Here is a 17,833-nt window from a genome sequence, read left to right on the forward strand (position 1 = left end):
CCTATTTCCAACTTTTTATGTTACCTTACATTCCTTTGCCGTCGATATAAAATGAGAGGGCAAGATATATTTGCATTTTGAGTTCTAATAAGTATCTTGCATAATAATTCGCTGCGTTATCAATATGTTTTTATATAGTACCAAGGTTAATTAACTAAATAGGTGTCCTTTTAGATTGTGCAAAATAAAAAATGCTGCTTGGATTTACTATACAGTTTACAAAAAAGGTGGTATTGTTTTATGAATGTTGAATACATTAATCCCTTCATAGAAGCAAGTCAAACAGTATTAAAGCAAATTGCCGGAATAGATGCGAAGTTGGGCAGTGTTTCTTTAAAAAACTCTCCCTATACAAGCGATAATATAGTAATCTTGGTTGGTCTTACAGGAAAGATTAGAGGCCAGGCAATTTTCGCGATGAGTAAAGCTGTTGCTTTGACTATTGCTTCCGGAATGATGGGAGGGATGGAATTGACGGAGTTGGACGAAATATCAAAAAGCGCTCTGTCGGAGCTTACCAACATGATTCTTGGGAATACTGCGACCATTCTTTATAATAAAGGAGTTGGTGTTGAAATAACTCCACCGTCTTTTCTAATGGGAGACAACATGCAGATATCACCTTCGAAAATGAAGACTATATGTATACCTCTTCTCTTGGGAGAGGATAAAAAAATTGAGTTGGATATCTCGGTAGTTGATTAACTTTTCTATGCGAATTAAAAAGGAGCATAGCAGAGCTTGCAAGAAGCAAGTTCAGCCATGCTTCTTTTTCTATATAACAAAAAATGAGCGTCATTTTATTAGATTAGGTCTTAAATATTATGGGCATATATGTTAATATGATATCTGAAAATTAAATTGGCTTTTGGCTTTGGGTAAAAAGCCAGCGATAATATAACAGTGGAATCAATCAGAAGGGAGAATAAAATGGCAATTAATGTTGTGCTGGTAGAGCCGGAGATACCTCAAAATACAGGAAATATTGTTAGGACTTGCGCAGCGGTAGGAGTTAATCTCCATTTAATCAAGCCCCTTGGGTTTTCAGTTGAAGACAGATACCTAAGGCGTGCAGGTCTGGATTACTGGGATAAGGTGAATATAAAATATTACGATAATTTCAATGAATTAAGGCATAAATATAAAGAGTGCACTTTTTATTATTCTACTACCAAAGCTCAGAATTCATATGCAGATGTAAGATATCCGGAGGATTGCTTTATTGTGTTCGGCAAGGAAACAGCAGGTTTGCCGGAAGAACTCCTTGTGGAGAACCGGGAATGGTGCATTCGAATTCCGATGAAAGACGATATCCGTTCATTGAATCTTTCGAATTCTGTTGCTGTAATTGTCTATGAAGCATTAAGGCAAAATAATTTTGCCGGACTTGCCGCTCAAGGAGAACTGACAAAATATTGTTGGTGATTTGGATGCTTTGGGGACATAATTACTTAATCGTGCGAGCAAAATAATGGCAAAAGTGGATTGAGATAGCTATATAAGTATTCATAAGATACTTTATTTGATTTTTTTTAGTGTTAATAGGTTCATTATTCGACGTTTATGTAGAAATATTTCAAATACTAAAGTATAATATATAGATATAATGACAGATATACGGCGATTATATTAGTGACTAACGACAATTTACGCGGGTGGTTGAATGTTATGAGTAAGAATCTTGCATTGTTGCAAAAAAAATATAAAGATTTGAAGGGTACATATCTGAATAATCAGTTCAGAGAGGTTGAGTTGCTCTTATATATCTTAATCTCAGTAATACTTGGTATTATACAGTGCATGCAGATAGACTACAATGCCACACATAACATTCGAGGTTATCTCAGTCATGTGCAATCATCAATTGTAATTCTAATGGCATTTCGATTTGGTTATTTGGGGTTATCAATAGCACTGGTGCTGATTTTGGCTGAAACAGTATTTATAGTTGTAGAGTATTTTATGAGCTTCAACAATTACCTGTTGCTTGGATTGACATTAAAATTGTTCACAATACTTGTAACTAGTTTTATTGCAGTACTTACAGCCAGACAGGAGGTTCAGAAAAAAAAGCTTGAGCAGTTGGCAATTACAGATGAATTAACCGGAGCGTATAATCAGAGGTTTTTTCATATGATTCTCGAAAGTGAGATCGATAAGGCACAAAAGAGCAAAAGCTCTGTCAGCCTAATAATGATAGATATTGATAATTTTAAAATGTACAATGACATTTATGGGCATGACTGCGGTGACAGCATATTAAAGTCAACTGCATCAATTCTTTCGGAAATACTAGATGAAGGATGCTATTTGTGCCGATATGGAGGAGACGAATTTGCGATTGTTTTTGCAAATGCCCAGATAGATAATCTGCAGCAAATGGCAAACGAACTTCGCAAGGAGTTTGAAAGATTAAAACAGACGTATTTTAGACATGATCTTTGTGAAAAGGTTACATTGTCCATTGGATTGTCGGAATATCCTAATATGTCACGAAATAAGAATGAACTCATTTACCAAGCAGATACGGCCTTGTATCATGCAAAGAATTTGGGAAAGGACAAGGTGCATCTCTACCAGGATGCACTAATGCAAATACGCAAGAACATCAGTTCCGACCATCAGCAACTTATCGGTATATTCAAGGGCTTGTTAAGTACAATATCGGCAAAGGATAAATATACCCATGGCCACTGCGAAAGGGTATCTGCTTATGCTGTATTGATTGCGGAAGCAATGGAGCTAAGCCTCAAAGAAATCAGTATAATTCAGTATGCTGGTCTATTGCATGACATCGGAAAAGTAGAAATGCCTAAGCACATATTGAACAAAAAAGAAGAATTGAATGATGAAGAAATGAGTTATTTAAGGCAGCACCCTGTTTATAGTGAAAATATACTTGAACCTTTAGGCGACATGGATAAATTGACAGATTATGTGAGACACCATCATGAAAAATTTGACGGCACGGGATATCCGGATGGACTTAAAGGTGAGGAAATAAGCCTTGGTGCTAGAATATTGTGTGTGGCTGATTCTTTTGATGCAATGGTATCTGACCGTCCATACAGCAAAAGTATGACAATGGAGCATGCCTTTAGCGAGCTTGAAAAGAATGCCGGGACTCAATTTGATCCGGAAATTGTAAAGGTTTTTATAAAAGCAATGAAATCTTATGCTGCGTAAGATGTGGCCTACAACAGAAAATATTAGTTCCCTGTTTATCTTGTCGATTTTTGGGTTTTTGCAGATAATGCAGACAAAATATTGAAAAATATGTTGATTTAATGGTAAACTAATTGTAAGATTGATTCAAAGTAATTGCTTCATGATAACCTATATACTTTGAAATAAAGATTTTATACTGGTTTTAGATAGAAACATATATAGATTTCACATAAAGAGAAATATAATATTTGCAAAAGTTATGAGGGGTATTATGACTGAATTATTTTATTTTCCAAAGAGAAAGAAGAAAACAATTCGAAGATTTTGCAAGATATTATCCACTGACTCTTTTGTTCCTGAGAGAGTAATTGAAAACGAAGAAATAATTAATAACTATCACCCATTTTTTAAAAATGAAGTAATTATTAAAACCATTGGCGTTGAGAGAAGGCACATTGCAGAAAAAGACGAGGATGATAGCGATATTCTCTTGAAATCTGCTAAAGGGTGCCTTGATAATTATGGAATACTTCCGGACAACCTTTCAAGAATTCTTGTCAATAAGTTTATGGGCGATAATCTTTTGCCTATGACTGCAAGTAGACTCCAGGGTAAGCTTGGTTGCAAGACAGCTGTGCATGCCTTTGATATAGATGGAGGTACTTCGGCTTTTATTCATTCGATGGATGCAGCATCAAGATTTATCAATTCCGGTGACGAATATATTCTTATTTCATCCGGAGGCATAAATTCGAAGTTTGTAAGCAAGACGGACCCAAGGGTCGCATTTTTGTATGGCGATGCTTCAGCTTCTATACTTTTAGGTTACTCAGAAGAAAAGCATATGTTAGCAAGTTATTTTTATTCAAACTATCAGTATTATGATATGTCTGTAATGTTGAGTCCTATAACCCTCTCGGACAAGTTCTCAGGTACTGAATTGCTGTCAGTAATTGATGATTTCTACAAAATGGAGAACTGGAAGGCTGCTGAAAGCTTTTACAGAGAGGCAGTAAGAGAAGTATCAAGGAATATTCTTGAAGAGAGTGGACTTGAGATGAAGGATATAGATCTCGTCTTGGTTACCGAAAATAATGCAAAAATATGGGAGTTGACTTTGGAGACTCTGGGGGTGTATGCCGAAAAAAGCATTTCTTTGATCAGAGAGTATGGCAATACCATGACAGCAATGCTTCCGCTTCTTATAGATCACGGATTTACTTCAGGAAAAATACAGCAGGGAATGAATATTATGCTGATATCCCATGGAGAAGGATTTAGCGGCGGAGGACTTATATATAGAGTCTAATCTTAAATATGTTGTCATATTATACAAAAAAATCATATTAAAACAGACAGAATGTGTTTATTTTGCAGATTGCTTTTTTTTACAACTTAAACTACTTTTATAAGGGGGATTAATATGAACTACGATGATATCTATGGCAAGGCGAAGGAATTGATAGCTGATTATCTAAAAGTGGATGAGAGTGAAATTACTCCCGAAACCAATCTTGTCGACGATCTTTGTGCCGACTCTATTGCTTTGGTAGAGTTGGGATTCAGGTTTTCTGAGACTTTTTCAGTACCTATGATTGATTCAAAACCGGATTTGTTTATTATGGACAATATCATAAAATTTATATTAGATAAGACCAGTGAGAAATAATTCAATGGCATTTGCAACCTTGGACAGCATTTGGGGGTGCATAAAAATACTTATTTTATTTACCTTAGCAAGGGATTGTGAATGGGGGAGACTATGAATACTAATATTAGATTTCCGGAAATAAAGCCACTGAAAATAGAGAGATATGCAAAGATTATTTCTACAGGTATCGGTCTTCCTGATAGAGTTGTCACAAATCAGGATATTATTGATACATACGGTATTATTGCAACCGATAGAGCAGTACGGTATTCAGTAGGCATAATTGAAAGAAGATGGGTTGAGGACGAAAAGCTTGAAGACTTGGTGGCAATGGCTATTTCCCAATGTCTTGAGAGAGCCGGTGTGGATATTGACATGGTGGATAGAGTCATATATTCAAGACTTTTGGGTGACTACCAGATACCGGCTACTTCTATAGGTGCTCTCAGAAAGCTGGGTGCAACTACGGGAATACCGGCTTTTGATATGACCTGTGCTTGTAGCGGGTTTATGCATGCCATGGATCTTGCAATAAGATATATTGATTCCGGCGATGACTATGTTCTTGTAATTGGAGGGGGGATAACTTCAAAGGGTATTCAGTCATGGAAACAGCCAAATCCGAAGACAATATTTTTATTTGGAGATGCTGTAGTTGCCATGCTGATAGGTTATTCAGAAGTCAAACAGTTCCTGGCTTCTTATCTTATGACCAACCATGCCCTATATGATAATGCTTTTATTCCATTTGGGACAAGACTCCTTAAAAAGGAGGACGTAAAAATCGAACCCGAGTTGTTCAACATGAATGTAATAAACGGAAATGTGGTTCTTGAAAGTTCTGTTGAATATTGTAGAATCATAGCAGATAAGCTTCTGTGGGAAGCAAAGATGACCTTAGACGAAATTGATTATTTTATTACATCAGATCAATCAACAAAAATATGGGAAGCTCAAGTAAAAGAATTGGGGATCCCTTTTGAAAAGAGCCTCAGTCTCTTCTATAAATACGCAAATACAGTTTCAGCTATGAGTCCATTGGTTCTGGATGAACTTATCTCAACGGGGCGGTTAAAAAGGGGAGATTTTGTAATGATGCAGGCTCACGGAGCAGGGGCGAGCAGTGGGGGAATGATCTTTAGATACTAAATATAGAAAATAATTGATGTCTCTCTAAACACAGCTAATCTACAAGCCAATCAATCCTACAAAAATCCAAATAGTTTGTATTTATTAAACTCAAAGGCTAGTTTGTTAAGGTGTAATAGTTAGAAAAATATATGTACGATTAAATGATTATTGCAGCATTTATGGAATTAGTGTTTCAAAATAAAATATAAGTTTGGGGGGAAGCTTAAATGAATTATTGTGACTTGTTATTTGATACTCAAGAGCAGGACCTTGGCAGAGAAATTATCATTGACGGGGAAAGTGGCAAAAGGCTGACCTTTAAGGAGCTTCAAGCAGAAGTAATGAAGGTTGCCAATTTTCTAAAGTCCAAGGGATATGAGCCTGGAACAGTTATTGCAACACATCTTTATAACGGTGCTGAAGCTGCGATTGTTTTTTTGGCTATTGAATATATCGGATGTGTTGTATGCTTGGTGGACCCGCTTTTTAAAGCGGAGGAAGTACCGTACTATATTAAAGATTCCGGTTCTAAATGCATCGTTACCTACCTGGAAAAAGAGGAAATAGAAGGTGGATTAACATCAAAAGTTGACGTAATAAACGTTAGTGAGATCCAAGAAGTATGTGAAAAAAATGATTATCAGCAGACCCTTCCAATGTATGATTTTAAAGAAGATGAGCTTGCACTGCTTTTATATACCTCAGGTTCTACTTCGACTCCTAAGGGTGTAATGCTCACAACGGGCTGTTTTTATACATTCCTTAAAAAGAACCATCAGTCGATGTACAGGTATGAGCCGGATGACAGAATTCTGTGTTTTGTGCCCTTTTCCCACGGATTCGGATCAATCTCAGTTCTAATTCCGGCATTGGCATACAAGGCAGGAATTGTATTTCAGAAAACATTTCATCCTGCTAAAGTCGCTGAAATAGTATTAAAAGAGAATATTACTCATATGTTGGGTGTGCCCACCCATTATCGGCAATTATTAAGATTTGAGCCCTTTATAAATAACCTAGGAAAGCTAAAGGCTGCATTTTGCTCGGCGGCACCTATCAGTTCTGAAGTGGCCAATTTGTGGTATGAAAAAACAGGAATATATTTGGACGAAGGTTACGGAATGAGTGAGGCAACCACTCTTATTGCCACAAGGATGTCACGGCTTCCTTCAGCTTCGGGAGATGTGGGTTTCCCTCCTGAGGGAATAATATCTGTCGATATTGTTGACGATAATGGCACGGTGGTTGAAGACGGAACAATAGGAGAAATTCGGGTAACCGGGCAGGGGTTAATGCTTGGCTATCTGAATCGTCCTGAGGAGACAAAAGAGCGATTGAGAAATGGATATCTTTATACCGGTGATTTGGGATACAGAAATCCCGATGGCTCCTTTGTTGTTTGCGGCAGAAAAACAGAGTTTATCAACGTTGCAGGACTTAAGATATCTCCTGTTGAGGTTGAGACAGCACTAAATTCTCACTCTGATGTAATTGACTCTGCGGCTGTTGGAGTTGAGGATAATGTCTATGGAGAAGTTGTAAAGGCTTTTGTCATCAAGAAGCAAAATTCGAGCTTGACCGAACGGGAGCTGATAAAATATGTTTCCGAGAGGTTGGCAAATTTTAAAGTACCTAAGTATATCTCGTTTGTACATGAATTTCCACGAAATAATCTTGGAAAAGTTGATAAAAAGGCATTAAAAAATATGTAGCATACAAAGGGTGTTGTTATTATGAATGAAGCAAGTTCGAAATTCGTGGATAATCTGGCCATCGAGAAGCTTCTTAATGAAAAGCTTTTAAAGGTGGCTCACAAACCTGTAAATTTAATTGTTGATGAAGATGAAGAAATATTTGACGGTCTCTATAAGTGCGAGCTGGATATGTCAACAATTAAATTTTTTGAAGGTGAAAAAAATTTAAAGCGTTTTGAAATACCGTCCATTATGAAGACACAGGACTATATAGAAAATGATACGATATACCTTTATTATCATCCTGCAGAAGACCCAATATGCAATATTTTATTATTGCATGGGTTGTATGATGATAACATGTTTAACTATGCATTCTTAATAAAGATGTTAAATGAGCTTAAGTTCAATGTCTTTTTTATGGAACTGCCTTACCATTTTAACAGGAAACCGGTGGATAGCGCCTTTAGCGGAGAATATTTCGTAAGCGCAGATCTTTTGAGATCTCACAATGCTTTCAGACAAAGCCTGTATGATATTGAAGCATCCCGACAGATCATTAGTCATGTGAATGCTTTGCCGTGTTTGCTTGTTGGATTTAGCATGGGAGGGTGTATATCTTTCAGGTATCACATGTTAAGAGATAGTTTTATAGGGACTTTTTTAATTAATCCGGTTACAGACATGTTAACACTGATATGGGAGAATCCGTTACTGGTTAAGGTTAGAACAGATCTCGAAAACTGTGGCTTTGGAAAAGAAAGGGTTTCTAACGTTTTTAAGAAGCTGGACCCCTGTGAGAATATTACCTCCAGTTTTAATGTTGATAATATTGCGGTTGTATATTCTATATATGATCAAATTATCGGGATGGAAAAGAACGCGATATTTACTGAAAAGATTAAGAACGCAGGTCTGAAAAAAATATTTGAATACCATGCAGGGCATTTGAATATTCTGAGAGTACCCAGGCTTTCCAATGATATTTATGATTTTTTTATGGATTGTTTCTAAAATCAAGAAGATATGATAGATATAATTTAATGTGGGGAGGTTTACTATGAAGAATTACTTTTATCCCGAAGAAAGAATAGCGATTGTAGGTATGGGAGCATTGCTTCCCGATGCAAACAATGTTGATTTGTTTTGGAGCAATATTTTAAGTAAAAAGGTATCTATTAGAGAAGTGCCTGACAGTATTTTAAGTAGAGATATATATTATGATCGTGATGCTTTTGGCAAAATCAATAAAAAGGATAAATCTTATACCAGAATTGTAGCTCCTGTCGATGTTGATGACTACACTTCACTAAGCAGAAAATTTAAAATTCCCCCTGCGGTAGCAGAACACATGGATCCGAACCAGCATGTGGCAATTTACTGCGTAGACCAAGCTTTACAATCCCTTGCAAACAGCAATATCAATAGAGAACGTACAGCTGTCATAATGTGTACTGGTGCTCCGGGAATTCGATACAACAATATAATAAGGAGAACCTATTATGAAAAAATAGAGCATTATCTGCGTAATAACCCCAGATTGAATTCAAACTTTAAAAAAGAGGAATTGGATGAGTTGGTTCAAGGACTATCAAATATAGCTCTTGACGGTACAATCCCTATTACCGAGGACAGTGCGCCGGGAATGCTTCAGAGTATTACGGCGGCAAGGATTTCCAACCTGTTTGACTTTTATGGTCCTTCCTATACCATTGACGCGGCATGTGCATCCAGCCTTGCTGCTGTTATAAGCGGTATTACAGGGCTTTTGAGAAAGGATTATGATGTATTGATTACCGGCGGAGTGGATGTGACATTGGACGAAAGTCCCTTTGTAGTTTTTTCGGCAATAAACGCATTGTCGCCAACCGGTTCATATCCCTTTGATTCTCGGGCAAATGGTTTTGTAATTGGCCTTGGGGGAGGGATACTGGTTTTAAAAAGGCTGGAGGATGCTCTTAGGGACAATGATAGAATATATGCTCTGATATCCGGCTTCGGTCAGGGAAGTGATGGCAAGGGTAAATATATTGCTGCTCCCAATGAAGAAGGACAGTTCCGGGTTATTAAAAGTACTTTGGAAATGTCGAATTATAATGCGGATACCATTGAGTACATAGAAGCTCACGGTACGGGAACAAGTGTAGGAGATGTTGTTGAAATAAAGGCATTGAAAAAGGCCTTTGAAGCTATGGGAGTTACGAAGAAAAACTTCTGTGGAATAAGCTCTGTGAAGTCAAATATAGGACATTTGAGGTATGCAGCGGGAAGTCCGGGCCTTATTAAAGCAGCTATGGCTTTACACAACAAGATTCTACCTCCTACTGCAAACGTTGAGAACATCAATCCAAAGCTTGGGATTGAGGACTCTCCATTTTACATATTGACCGACAAAAAACAGTGGAGAGAAAACACCTCTCACCCAAGAAGAGCAAATGTTAGTGCTTATGGATTTGGTGGAGCGGATTATAGTATTGCGTTGGAAGAATTCCGACCGGAATTTCTTAAAAAGACCTATGCTTTTTCGAAACCAGCCGAGGATGCAAAGAATTCAAGTGATGCACCGACACAGGAGATTGTATTGTTCTCAGGTTCATCAATAGAGGAAATTAATGAATCTTACAGATTGTTTGTAGAAGAAAACATAGAAGGTTCTGATTTCGAGCAGTTGGTATTCAATAATAACTCCTCCGTTTCGGCAAAAAAAGAATATCGCTTGGCCATATGCGCTTGCTCAATGGATGAATTAAAGGATAAGTACCATATTTTTGAGGATTTTATAAATGAAAATAAGAGTGAAAACTTCCAGGCACTTTATTTAAAAGGAATATATTTTGGAAAAGGAGAAGCGGTGTCACCGGACAAAGTAGCATGGATGTTCCCGGGACAAGCTTCCCAGTATCCCAATATGTTAGAGGGTATATATGAGAGATATCCTCAGATCGAATCTTTCTATATGCAGGCGGACGCTGTTTGGAAATCAAAATACGGTTATGAGATTACATCGCTTGTTTTTGGAGATGACGAAGAACGTCTTCAGACTGTGCTCAAAGACACAAAAAATACTCATCCGGCAATGTTTTTAAGCAATATTGCAATGTATAAGCTCCTTTCGGAGTCGGGCATAAAGGCTGATTACATGATAGGCCACAGCTTAGGTGAAATAACAGCTCTTCACGCGAGCGGCATGCTTGACTTAAAATCCGCCCTTCGTTTGATAGGTGAAAGAGGTTTTGCCTTTGACGGTATTCCCGAAGAGGATCGCGGTATAATGATGAGCATAAAGGCAGATAGACTCAAGGTAGAGGAATTAATTAAAGAAAGCGGTCTTAAAGTATCTGTTGCCAATATTAACTCACCCGATCAGACGGTTGTAGGTGGAAGGGAAGAACAAATAAGTAAAATGACGGAAGCTTTAGAACGAAACAAGATTACGTATTCAAAGCTGAATGTTTCCCATGCCTTCCACACGGAGCTGGTTTCAGGTGCAGCAGAAAGCTATTATGAAAAAATTAAGGATATGGTTTTTGACGTTCCAAAAGCCCACGTCATGGCATGTCATAGGAAGGATTTCTATCCTGAGGATAAGGAGAAAATGAAGAAGGTTCCGTCCATACTGAAGGAACAGATAGTTTCATCTGTTAACTTTACAGAATCGGTATTAAAACTCTATGAAAAGGGTGTTAGAATTTTTGTGGAAGCGGGACCTTCTTCGGTACTTACGAACCTTGTAAAGAACATTCTTCAAGGCAAGGATGTTAAAGTGGTGGCTTCAAACAATAAAAGAAAGAATCCTGTGGATGCATATAAGCAGGCTTTAGCAGAGCTTTTTGCATACGGTATGGATGTTTCTGTCTTGCCATCCGGAAAGGCACTTAAGTATTCAAAAGGTATGGCAAGAATAGTCGATGAAACCTGCAATTTCCAAGCTGAGGTAAAGGCTCCGATTGAAGTAAATGTTAAGACCTCAAAGTCCTCGGAAAAGGAAAGTATTGTATACAGCGGCGCTTCAGCAGGATTGCCCGGCACCTTTAAAAAAGTGTTTTCCGATGATAATTTCGATCTTCTCTTTGAAGGAAAGAACCTAATTGAAAGGCTGACCGACGATGAAGCGAACAGCATATTGGATTTGAACATCACAAGACTTTTAAAAACCGAAGCTCAGACAACCTTCAAAAGACTCTCGTCTATTAATGAAGTTATACAGCTTGCTGGCAAGCTGGGCAAGATTGATATGCTAAACGATTATCAGATCGATGAGAAGGCATTGAAGCAGATGACCATGACGGTGTGCGCTGGAGTAGCAGCAGGATACGAGGCCCTAAAAGATGCGGGTATTCCGTTGGTAAGAGAGCAGATAAGGACTTCCACCGGTTCCTATTTACCGGGTAGACTGGTGTTGCCGGAACACATGCAGGATGACACCGGAATAATATTTGCCAATGGTTTCTTCCCGGTTGAATCTTGCATAAGTGAGGTTTCAAAATATGTTGCCAGCAGGTTTGGATCAAAAACAAGAAATGACTTGCTAGATTTTTATGAATCGGTTATTTCAAAAGTTAGTGATTACAGTGTGAAAAAATATCTTACGGATTGGTTTAATCTCCATTATTCAAGGCTTATGTACAATAGTGGAGAGGAGGAAATATACGAATTCAACCATGACTTCTTGGCGCTTCTTTGCTCACAGGCCAACAATAGGCTTGCTCAGTTTATCGGAGCAATGGGACCTAACTTCTTCTTGAGTGCCGCATGTTCTTCAACAATTACAGCGGTTACTGTGGCAGAAGACCTGATTAGAGCAGGACATGCACGAAGAATGATTGTAATAGGCGCAGAAAATATTACGTCAAAAACAACTCTTCCTTGGTCAGCAGCCAGCTTTTTGAGTATGGGTTCTCTTACAATTTCTCCAGATCTCTTTGAGGCTGCGGTGCCTTTTGACAACAGAAGAAACGGAATGATTTTGGGAGCAGGTGCTGTGGGACTTGTTATTGAAAAAGAGTCGGATGTAGCCGAAAGGGGTATGAACGGTATTTGCCGTATTTTAGGTACCCATGTCTTTAATACTGCGGGGCATCAGTCAAAAATTGACAGCAACAAATTCTCTGTTGAGCTTGATAGATTTATGACTAAGATGGAAGAGGAGTACGGATTTGACAGGAAGAACATTGCAAAAAGAACTGTATACTATTCTCATGAAACCTTTTCTCCAAGAAATGGCGGATGCGCGAACGCAGAAAAAGCAACGCTAGAGACGGCTTTTGGCAGTAGTTTCAGGGATATAAAGGTTATCAATACAAAGGGATTAACCGGACATACCATGGGTGCTTCAATCGAAGAAGCTGTGGCGGCAAAAGCTTTACAATACCAGAAGATTCCACCGATTGCTAATTTCCGGGAGCCAGATCCGGATCTCGAAGGCCTGAATTTATCAGAAGGGGGCTTGTACAGCTTTGACTATGTAATAAGAATGGTGACAGGCTATGGAGCCCAGGGCAACTATCACCTTCTTCAAAAAATTGCAACCGGTGATGAAAGGATTTTTGACCGGGAAGCTTATCAAAGATGGCTTGATAAAATCACCGCTTCTAGAGATGCAAAGCTCGGAAAATGTGGAAGAATTCTTGTGGCAGAGGGAACGGAAGGAAAAATTGAACAACCGGCGGAGGAATTTTCCTTTGGAAATGGTGCTGCTGACGTTTTAAATAGCAAGCCAAAGTATGATATGAATGCCGGAGTCGTTGCTTCTTCTTCCATAGACAAGCCCCAGATGGCGGATAAAAGTGTCGTCGATGAAATACTGGGGATATACTCTGAAATAACCAGGTATCCCAAAGATATGCTGGATCTAAATATGGAAGTTGAGGCAGATTTGGGTATTGATACGGTAAAACAGGCGACAATCCTTTCAATAATATCGGAGAAATTTAATATTCCTCAGGAGGATACCATAAAGCTTTCAAACTATCCTACAATTGGTCATGTTGTGAGTATGGTTCAGGCAAGATACTCTAAAGAGGCTAGCTTCAAGCAAGAAAGCACTCCGGTTGGTGTAAAAAATGATGTTTCCTTAGATAATAGAAAGACCGAAAGTATTGCGGCTAAGGATGTTCAAGAGGAAGTGTTTAAGGTTATTTCGGAAATTACGAAATACCCCGTGGAGATTCTTGAAAGGAACATGGAAATGGAAGCTGACCTAGGCATAGACACCGTTAAGCAGGCTACCATATTTTCCATCCTGAGCGAGAAATTCAACATTGGAGAAAATGGAGGTAATATTTCCCAGTACAAGACTGTAGGCTCTATTGTCGATCTTGTAAACGAAAGCCAAAAATCAAAATCGGAAGAGTCATCCAATCTAGCTACTGGAATAATCAATTCCGATGCTTATGATTTTAAAAGAATGACTCATAAGACCCAAAGCAGCAAAGAAGGCAGTAAAGTCGAAAGAAATAAGACAGAGATTGGCGGTACGGATAATGAAAAGGACATTGAAGCAAAGGTGTTGGAAGTAATTTCTGAAATCACGAAATATCCTGCGGAAATGCTGGAAAGAGATATGGAAATGGAAGCGGACCTGGGTATAGATACAGTTAAGCAGGCCACTATAGTTTCCTTATTAAGCGATAGATTTGATATTGGCAAAGATGAAAGGATAAATATTTCAGATTATAAAACCATTGGCGGTATTATTGACCTGGTAAAAGGCAGCTTCAAAAAAGCCGAATCTTCTTATGAAGAGGTCAAGGGTGAGGTGGCAGCTGTTGAAAGCGTAGATGATGAAGACATTTATATTGACAGGAATCTCTGTCTTCAGATACCGGTTTTTGTAGAAGAAAAAGCAATGGGCACAGATTTTGAACTAAAGGACAAAAGGATATGGGTAATTGGTGACAATAGTGAACAGGTTCAAAAGGTGTCGCAATATTTTGCGAAGCTTTGTGCTGGGGTTGAAGAGTTCTTGTTTGCAGACTTTTGCGATGGAGCGGAACTTGAGAAGAAAGTCTCCGATTTTCTAAATAAAAACCAGAAGGTAGATGCTATTGTAGATTGTACTCACCTTGGTACTGTTGTTGATTTTGATAAAATCTCCGAGAGTGAACAGGAGAAGATGCTATTTTTTAGCAGTGAGGCGAGGTTCATATTCTATAAAGCGCTGTCGCAAAAATTTACCGACCCCGAAATAAGAATTGTATCTGCGGTATCAATGGATGGCTGCCATGGTTATGCCCAAGAGAAACAGATTGGAATAGACCCATTCTACGGTGCTGTATCAGGTCTTTATAAAGGACTTAGAAAAGAGTGGAGTAAATCCGTAATCAGGATTGTAGATCTAGGTTCAAACAAGGGAAGTCCATTGAATAATGACGATTTATTGTCGCTTGCCCAAGAGATGGAGAATAAGTGCGATGAGTATGAAATTGGATACTGTGACGGTAAGCGAGGTGTAATCAAGCTAAAAAATCTGGACCGCAATAGTTTTAAGCAGATGAATATTCCGGAAGATGCCCATTTCGTTATTACCGGCGGGGGAAATGGAATTACCTCGGAGATAACAAGAGGGTTATCCCAAAGATTTAAGGGAAAATACACGATAATTGGAAGGACAGAGCTTTTGGATGATACTGTAGAGATTTCCGAAGGTGATGAGGCTTCCGTCAATAATATCAAGCTGGAAATTCAAAAAAGACTGGAGAAGACCAATGAAAGGGTAACTCCAGTAATGGTACAAAAGGAATATGACAGGCTTGTGAAGTCTAATTCAATTAAAAGACTGATAGAGAGCATAAAAAAGGATGGAAACAGTGGTGTATATCTATCCTGCGATATAAGAAATTATGAGGAACTTAAAAAGGCTCTTGATAAGGCTGTACAAGAAAACGGTCCTGTTCATGTTCTTATTCATGGAGCGGGAGTGGAAAAAAGCAGACTTTTAACCCAAAAGGAAACAGAAGAGTTCAAGGAGATATTTTCTGTAAAGGCAAAGGGCCTTTGCAACCTTTATCGAATATTGGACAGAAAAGAACTGAAAATTGCTATAGCTTTCTCTTCCATATCCGGAAGGTTTGGCAATGAGGCGCAAATTGACTACTGTGCCGCCAATAGCTTTATTAATAGCTTTATGTCAATGCTAGGGAACACTCACAAGGATATATACTCCTTGAGCTTGGCATGGTCCGGATGGAAAGACGTGGGTATGGCTTGGAGAAATGAGTTTATTAAAATAAACTCTGAGGAAATGGGCCTTCATCTAATTGAGCCCGAGAGGGGAACCGACGAGTTTATCAATATTCTAACTGGAGGTCTAGACTCAAAAGAAGTGGTTATAAGCAGGGGACTTGGTGCTCTTGCCAATAACAGAGCGGCTGATGAAAACTTAGATGATAGGCCGATGATTGATTGGATAGCTAAAAAAGACGGAAGGATTGAAAAGGTATTTAAAGTTGTTTCCGTCAAAAGGGATGCCATTTTCGATCATCACAGACTTGGAACAGTACCCCTTGCTCCAGCTGTGGCCTTCATGGAACTTGGGGCGGAAACCTTGAGCCTGATATCAGGCAAAGATGGGCAGTGTTGCTTTAGGAATGTCAGCATCGATAAGCCTTTAAAGCTTTTCCATGAGGAGCCAAAGGAAGTAATTGTTTTGGTGAATCAGAAGGAAGGAACAGAAAGTTTTGATATGAAGTCATATACTTATCTGAATTCCAGATTCGGTGTCTCAAGGTTTATAGGACTAAACAGCATGAATGTCAGCAGCAATTTAGGAGAATACAGCCACCTTCTTGAGATGATGAAAATTGAAAATGAACCTATGGAAGAAGGCTTTACGGCCGAATCACTTAGAGCCTTCCTGCAAAAGAATAGTAATTCTATTAATCTGGGAACGCTGTTTGTTGACGAGAAAAAAGAAAACAACGTTTATAGACGGAACAAAAACGGCGCAATATTCTCAATGCTTCTTCCGGAGGAGGAATTAATCAATAAAAAATATAATCTGGATAAATTACTGATAAATCCAGCTTTTGCCGATTCGATTTTCCAGGTTTGCGGGGTACACTCCCAGTTTGAGAGCGATGTAGTATACCTCCCATGGCAGGTTGAAGAGTTCGGCATTGTGAAGGTTCCGAAGGAAATGATGCGCTACAAGGCATATTCTATATTGAAGCATAAGGACGACGAAATAAAAGTATACGATGCTATTATGGTCAATGAAAAAAATGAGGTCTGTTATTATGCTAAAAATGTTAGGATGAGGGTTATTCACTCATGATTATTCAGAATAATACTTATGAGGACGACACTGTGAGGTTGACAAAGCTCTATTTGGATAGACAGGCCGCAGAACATGAGTTTTGCTTTCATGTGGTGGATATGGGGGAAATGGCTCGAAGGCTTAAAAGGGATGAAGAAAGTATTTTGACAGTGTTGTCCGTAAGAGAGCTCTTGCATTTGAGAGAATTGAGAAACCCGAAGAATAGGCTACAATGGATTTCGGGAAGATATGCGGTAAAATCGGCAGTTTTTAAACTAAAGCTAAGAGAGCAGAGCATAATGGATCCATGTTGCTTGGATGTAGTGAAAGGGGCAGATTCCGCCCCTTTCATCCTCCAATATCCCGACTTATGTGTATCCATAACTCACTCATTCCCATATTGCGTTGGTATAGTGGCAAAGAGGGCAATCGGAATAGATATGGAAAAGGTTTTTATTCCGGAAGATTCATTGATAAAGCACTTCTTTTCCGATAGGGAGGAAAAGTTTCTAAAAAGTCTTAGAAATACCGATGAATACTCGGTAAAATCTACAATTTTATGGACAAGAAAAGAGGCTGTTTCAAAGCTTTTTCGCTTGGGAATGAAGATGGATTTTAGGGAACTGGATACCCTGGAGGATGCGATAATCTTTCAGGGTAGAAGCAATGTTCGCCTGTTTTCTTTCGTATGCAATAGTTATTGCCTTTCTCTGGCATTGTTTGATTGTGATGAAAACTGAAATTATAGATTAAAAATAATAAAACTGAGCATAATATTTATGCACGATAATGCTTAGGTTTCATAGCCATGAAAGTAAAAATACTTTGTTAAAAAATTAATTATTTTTTAACTAAAGTATTGAAAATGAAAATAAAATAATATAAAATGAAACATGGTGTAAGATATACTTGCCAGAGGATGAATTTTTTACT

10 protein-coding genes are annotated in these 17,833 nt (G+C 38.4%); all 10 read left to right on the forward strand.

Translation table 11 applies throughout. From position 1 onward, the window contains the following. Positions 1 to 240: 240 nt before the first annotated feature. The 10 genes from EFD62_RS08470 (at position 241) to EFD62_RS08515 (ending at position 17,640) form a co-directional block, all read left to right on the forward strand. Complete coding sequence (locus EFD62_RS08470) at positions 241 to 705, forward strand: chemotaxis protein CheX (RefSeq protein WP_069194337.1); 465 nt, start codon at positions 241 to 243, stop codon at positions 703 to 705. A gap of 225 nt (positions 706 to 930) precedes the next feature. Continuing rightward, positions 931 to 1,425, forward strand: coding sequence for a tRNA (uridine(34)/cytosine(34)/5-carboxymethylaminomethyluridine(34)-2'-O)-methyltransferase TrmL (gene trmL, locus EFD62_RS08475; RefSeq protein WP_069194336.1), 495 nt, complete (start codon positions 931 to 933; stop codon positions 1,423 to 1,425). Between the two features lie 243 nt (positions 1,426 to 1,668). Further along, positions 1,669 to 3,186 (forward strand): bifunctional diguanylate cyclase/phosphohydrolase, encoded by a 1,518-nt coding sequence (locus EFD62_RS08480; protein ID WP_128705975.1) that lies wholly within the window; start codon positions 1,669 to 1,671, stop codon positions 3,184 to 3,186. A gap of 253 nt (positions 3,187 to 3,439) precedes the next feature. Further along, entirely contained in the window at positions 3,440 to 4,477 is a 1,038-nt protein-coding gene (locus EFD62_RS08485) for a 3-oxoacyl-ACP synthase III family protein (protein WP_128705976.1), read from the forward strand. A 114-nt stretch (positions 4,478 to 4,591) separates the two neighbouring features. Continuing rightward, entirely contained in the window at positions 4,592 to 4,837 is a 246-nt protein-coding gene (locus EFD62_RS08490) for an acyl carrier protein (RefSeq protein WP_069194333.1), read from the forward strand. A 93-nt stretch (positions 4,838 to 4,930) separates the two neighbouring features. After that, positions 4,931 to 5,968 (forward strand): ketoacyl-ACP synthase III, encoded by a 1,038-nt coding sequence (locus tag EFD62_RS08495; RefSeq protein WP_069194332.1) that lies wholly within the window; start codon positions 4,931 to 4,933, stop codon positions 5,966 to 5,968. A gap of 209 nt (positions 5,969 to 6,177) precedes the next feature. After that, positions 6,178 to 7,662, forward strand: coding sequence for a class I adenylate-forming enzyme family protein (locus EFD62_RS08500; RefSeq protein ID WP_069194331.1), 1,485 nt, complete (start codon positions 6,178 to 6,180; stop codon positions 7,660 to 7,662). A gap of 21 nt (positions 7,663 to 7,683) precedes the next feature. Further along, positions 7,684 to 8,658 carry an alpha/beta hydrolase gene (locus EFD62_RS08505; protein WP_128705977.1) on the forward strand — a complete coding sequence of 325 codons (975 nt, stop codon included), beginning with the start codon at positions 7,684 to 7,686 and terminating at the stop codon, positions 8,656 to 8,658. Positions 8,659 to 8,704: 46 nt separating this feature from the next. Further along, positions 8,705 to 16,918, forward strand: a complete 8,214-nt coding sequence (locus tag EFD62_RS08510; protein WP_128705978.1) for a type I polyketide synthase — start codon at positions 8,705 to 8,707, stop codon at positions 16,916 to 16,918. Next, positions 16,915 to 17,640: a 4'-phosphopantetheinyl transferase family protein gene (locus EFD62_RS08515; RefSeq protein ID WP_128705979.1), complete on the forward strand. Its 726-nt coding sequence runs from the start codon at positions 16,915 to 16,917 to the stop codon at positions 17,638 to 17,640. Before EFD62_RS08510 ends, EFD62_RS08515 begins: the two co-directional genes overlap by 4 nt. The last annotated feature ends 193 nt before the right edge of the window (positions 17,641 to 17,833 follow it).

It is taken from the genome of Acetivibrio mesophilus, from assembly GCF_004102745.1.
Lineage (GTDB): Bacteria > Bacillota > Clostridia > Acetivibrionales > Acetivibrionaceae > Hungateiclostridium > Hungateiclostridium mesophilum.

Bases quoted from the DNA above. Each gene is read 5' to 3' on its own strand.
- EFD62_RS08470 (WP_069194337.1), top strand. From the start codon at position 241: ATGAATGTTGAATACATTAATCCCTTCATAGAAGCAAGTCAAACAGTA.
- trmL (WP_069194336.1), top strand. From the start codon at position 931: ATGGCAATTAATGTTGTGCTGGTAGAGCCGGAGATACCTCAAAATACA.
- EFD62_RS08480 (WP_128705975.1), top strand. From the start codon at position 1,669: ATGAGTAAGAATCTTGCATTGTTGCAAAAAAAATATAAAGATTTGAAG.
- EFD62_RS08485 (WP_128705976.1), top strand. From the start codon at position 3,440: ATGACTGAATTATTTTATTTTCCAAAGAGAAAGAAGAAAACAATTCGA.
- EFD62_RS08490 (WP_069194333.1), top strand. From the start codon at position 4,592: ATGAACTACGATGATATCTATGGCAAGGCGAAGGAATTGATAGCTGAT.
- EFD62_RS08495 (WP_069194332.1), top strand. From the start codon at position 4,931: ATGAATACTAATATTAGATTTCCGGAAATAAAGCCACTGAAAATAGAG.
- EFD62_RS08500 (WP_069194331.1), top strand. From the start codon at position 6,178: ATGAATTATTGTGACTTGTTATTTGATACTCAAGAGCAGGACCTTGGC.
- EFD62_RS08505 (WP_128705977.1), top strand. From the start codon at position 7,684: ATGAATGAAGCAAGTTCGAAATTCGTGGATAATCTGGCCATCGAGAAG.
- EFD62_RS08510 (WP_128705978.1), top strand. From the start codon at position 8,705: ATGAAGAATTACTTTTATCCCGAAGAAAGAATAGCGATTGTAGGTATG.
- EFD62_RS08515 (WP_128705979.1), top strand. From the start codon at position 16,915: ATGATTATTCAGAATAATACTTATGAGGACGACACTGTGAGGTTGACA.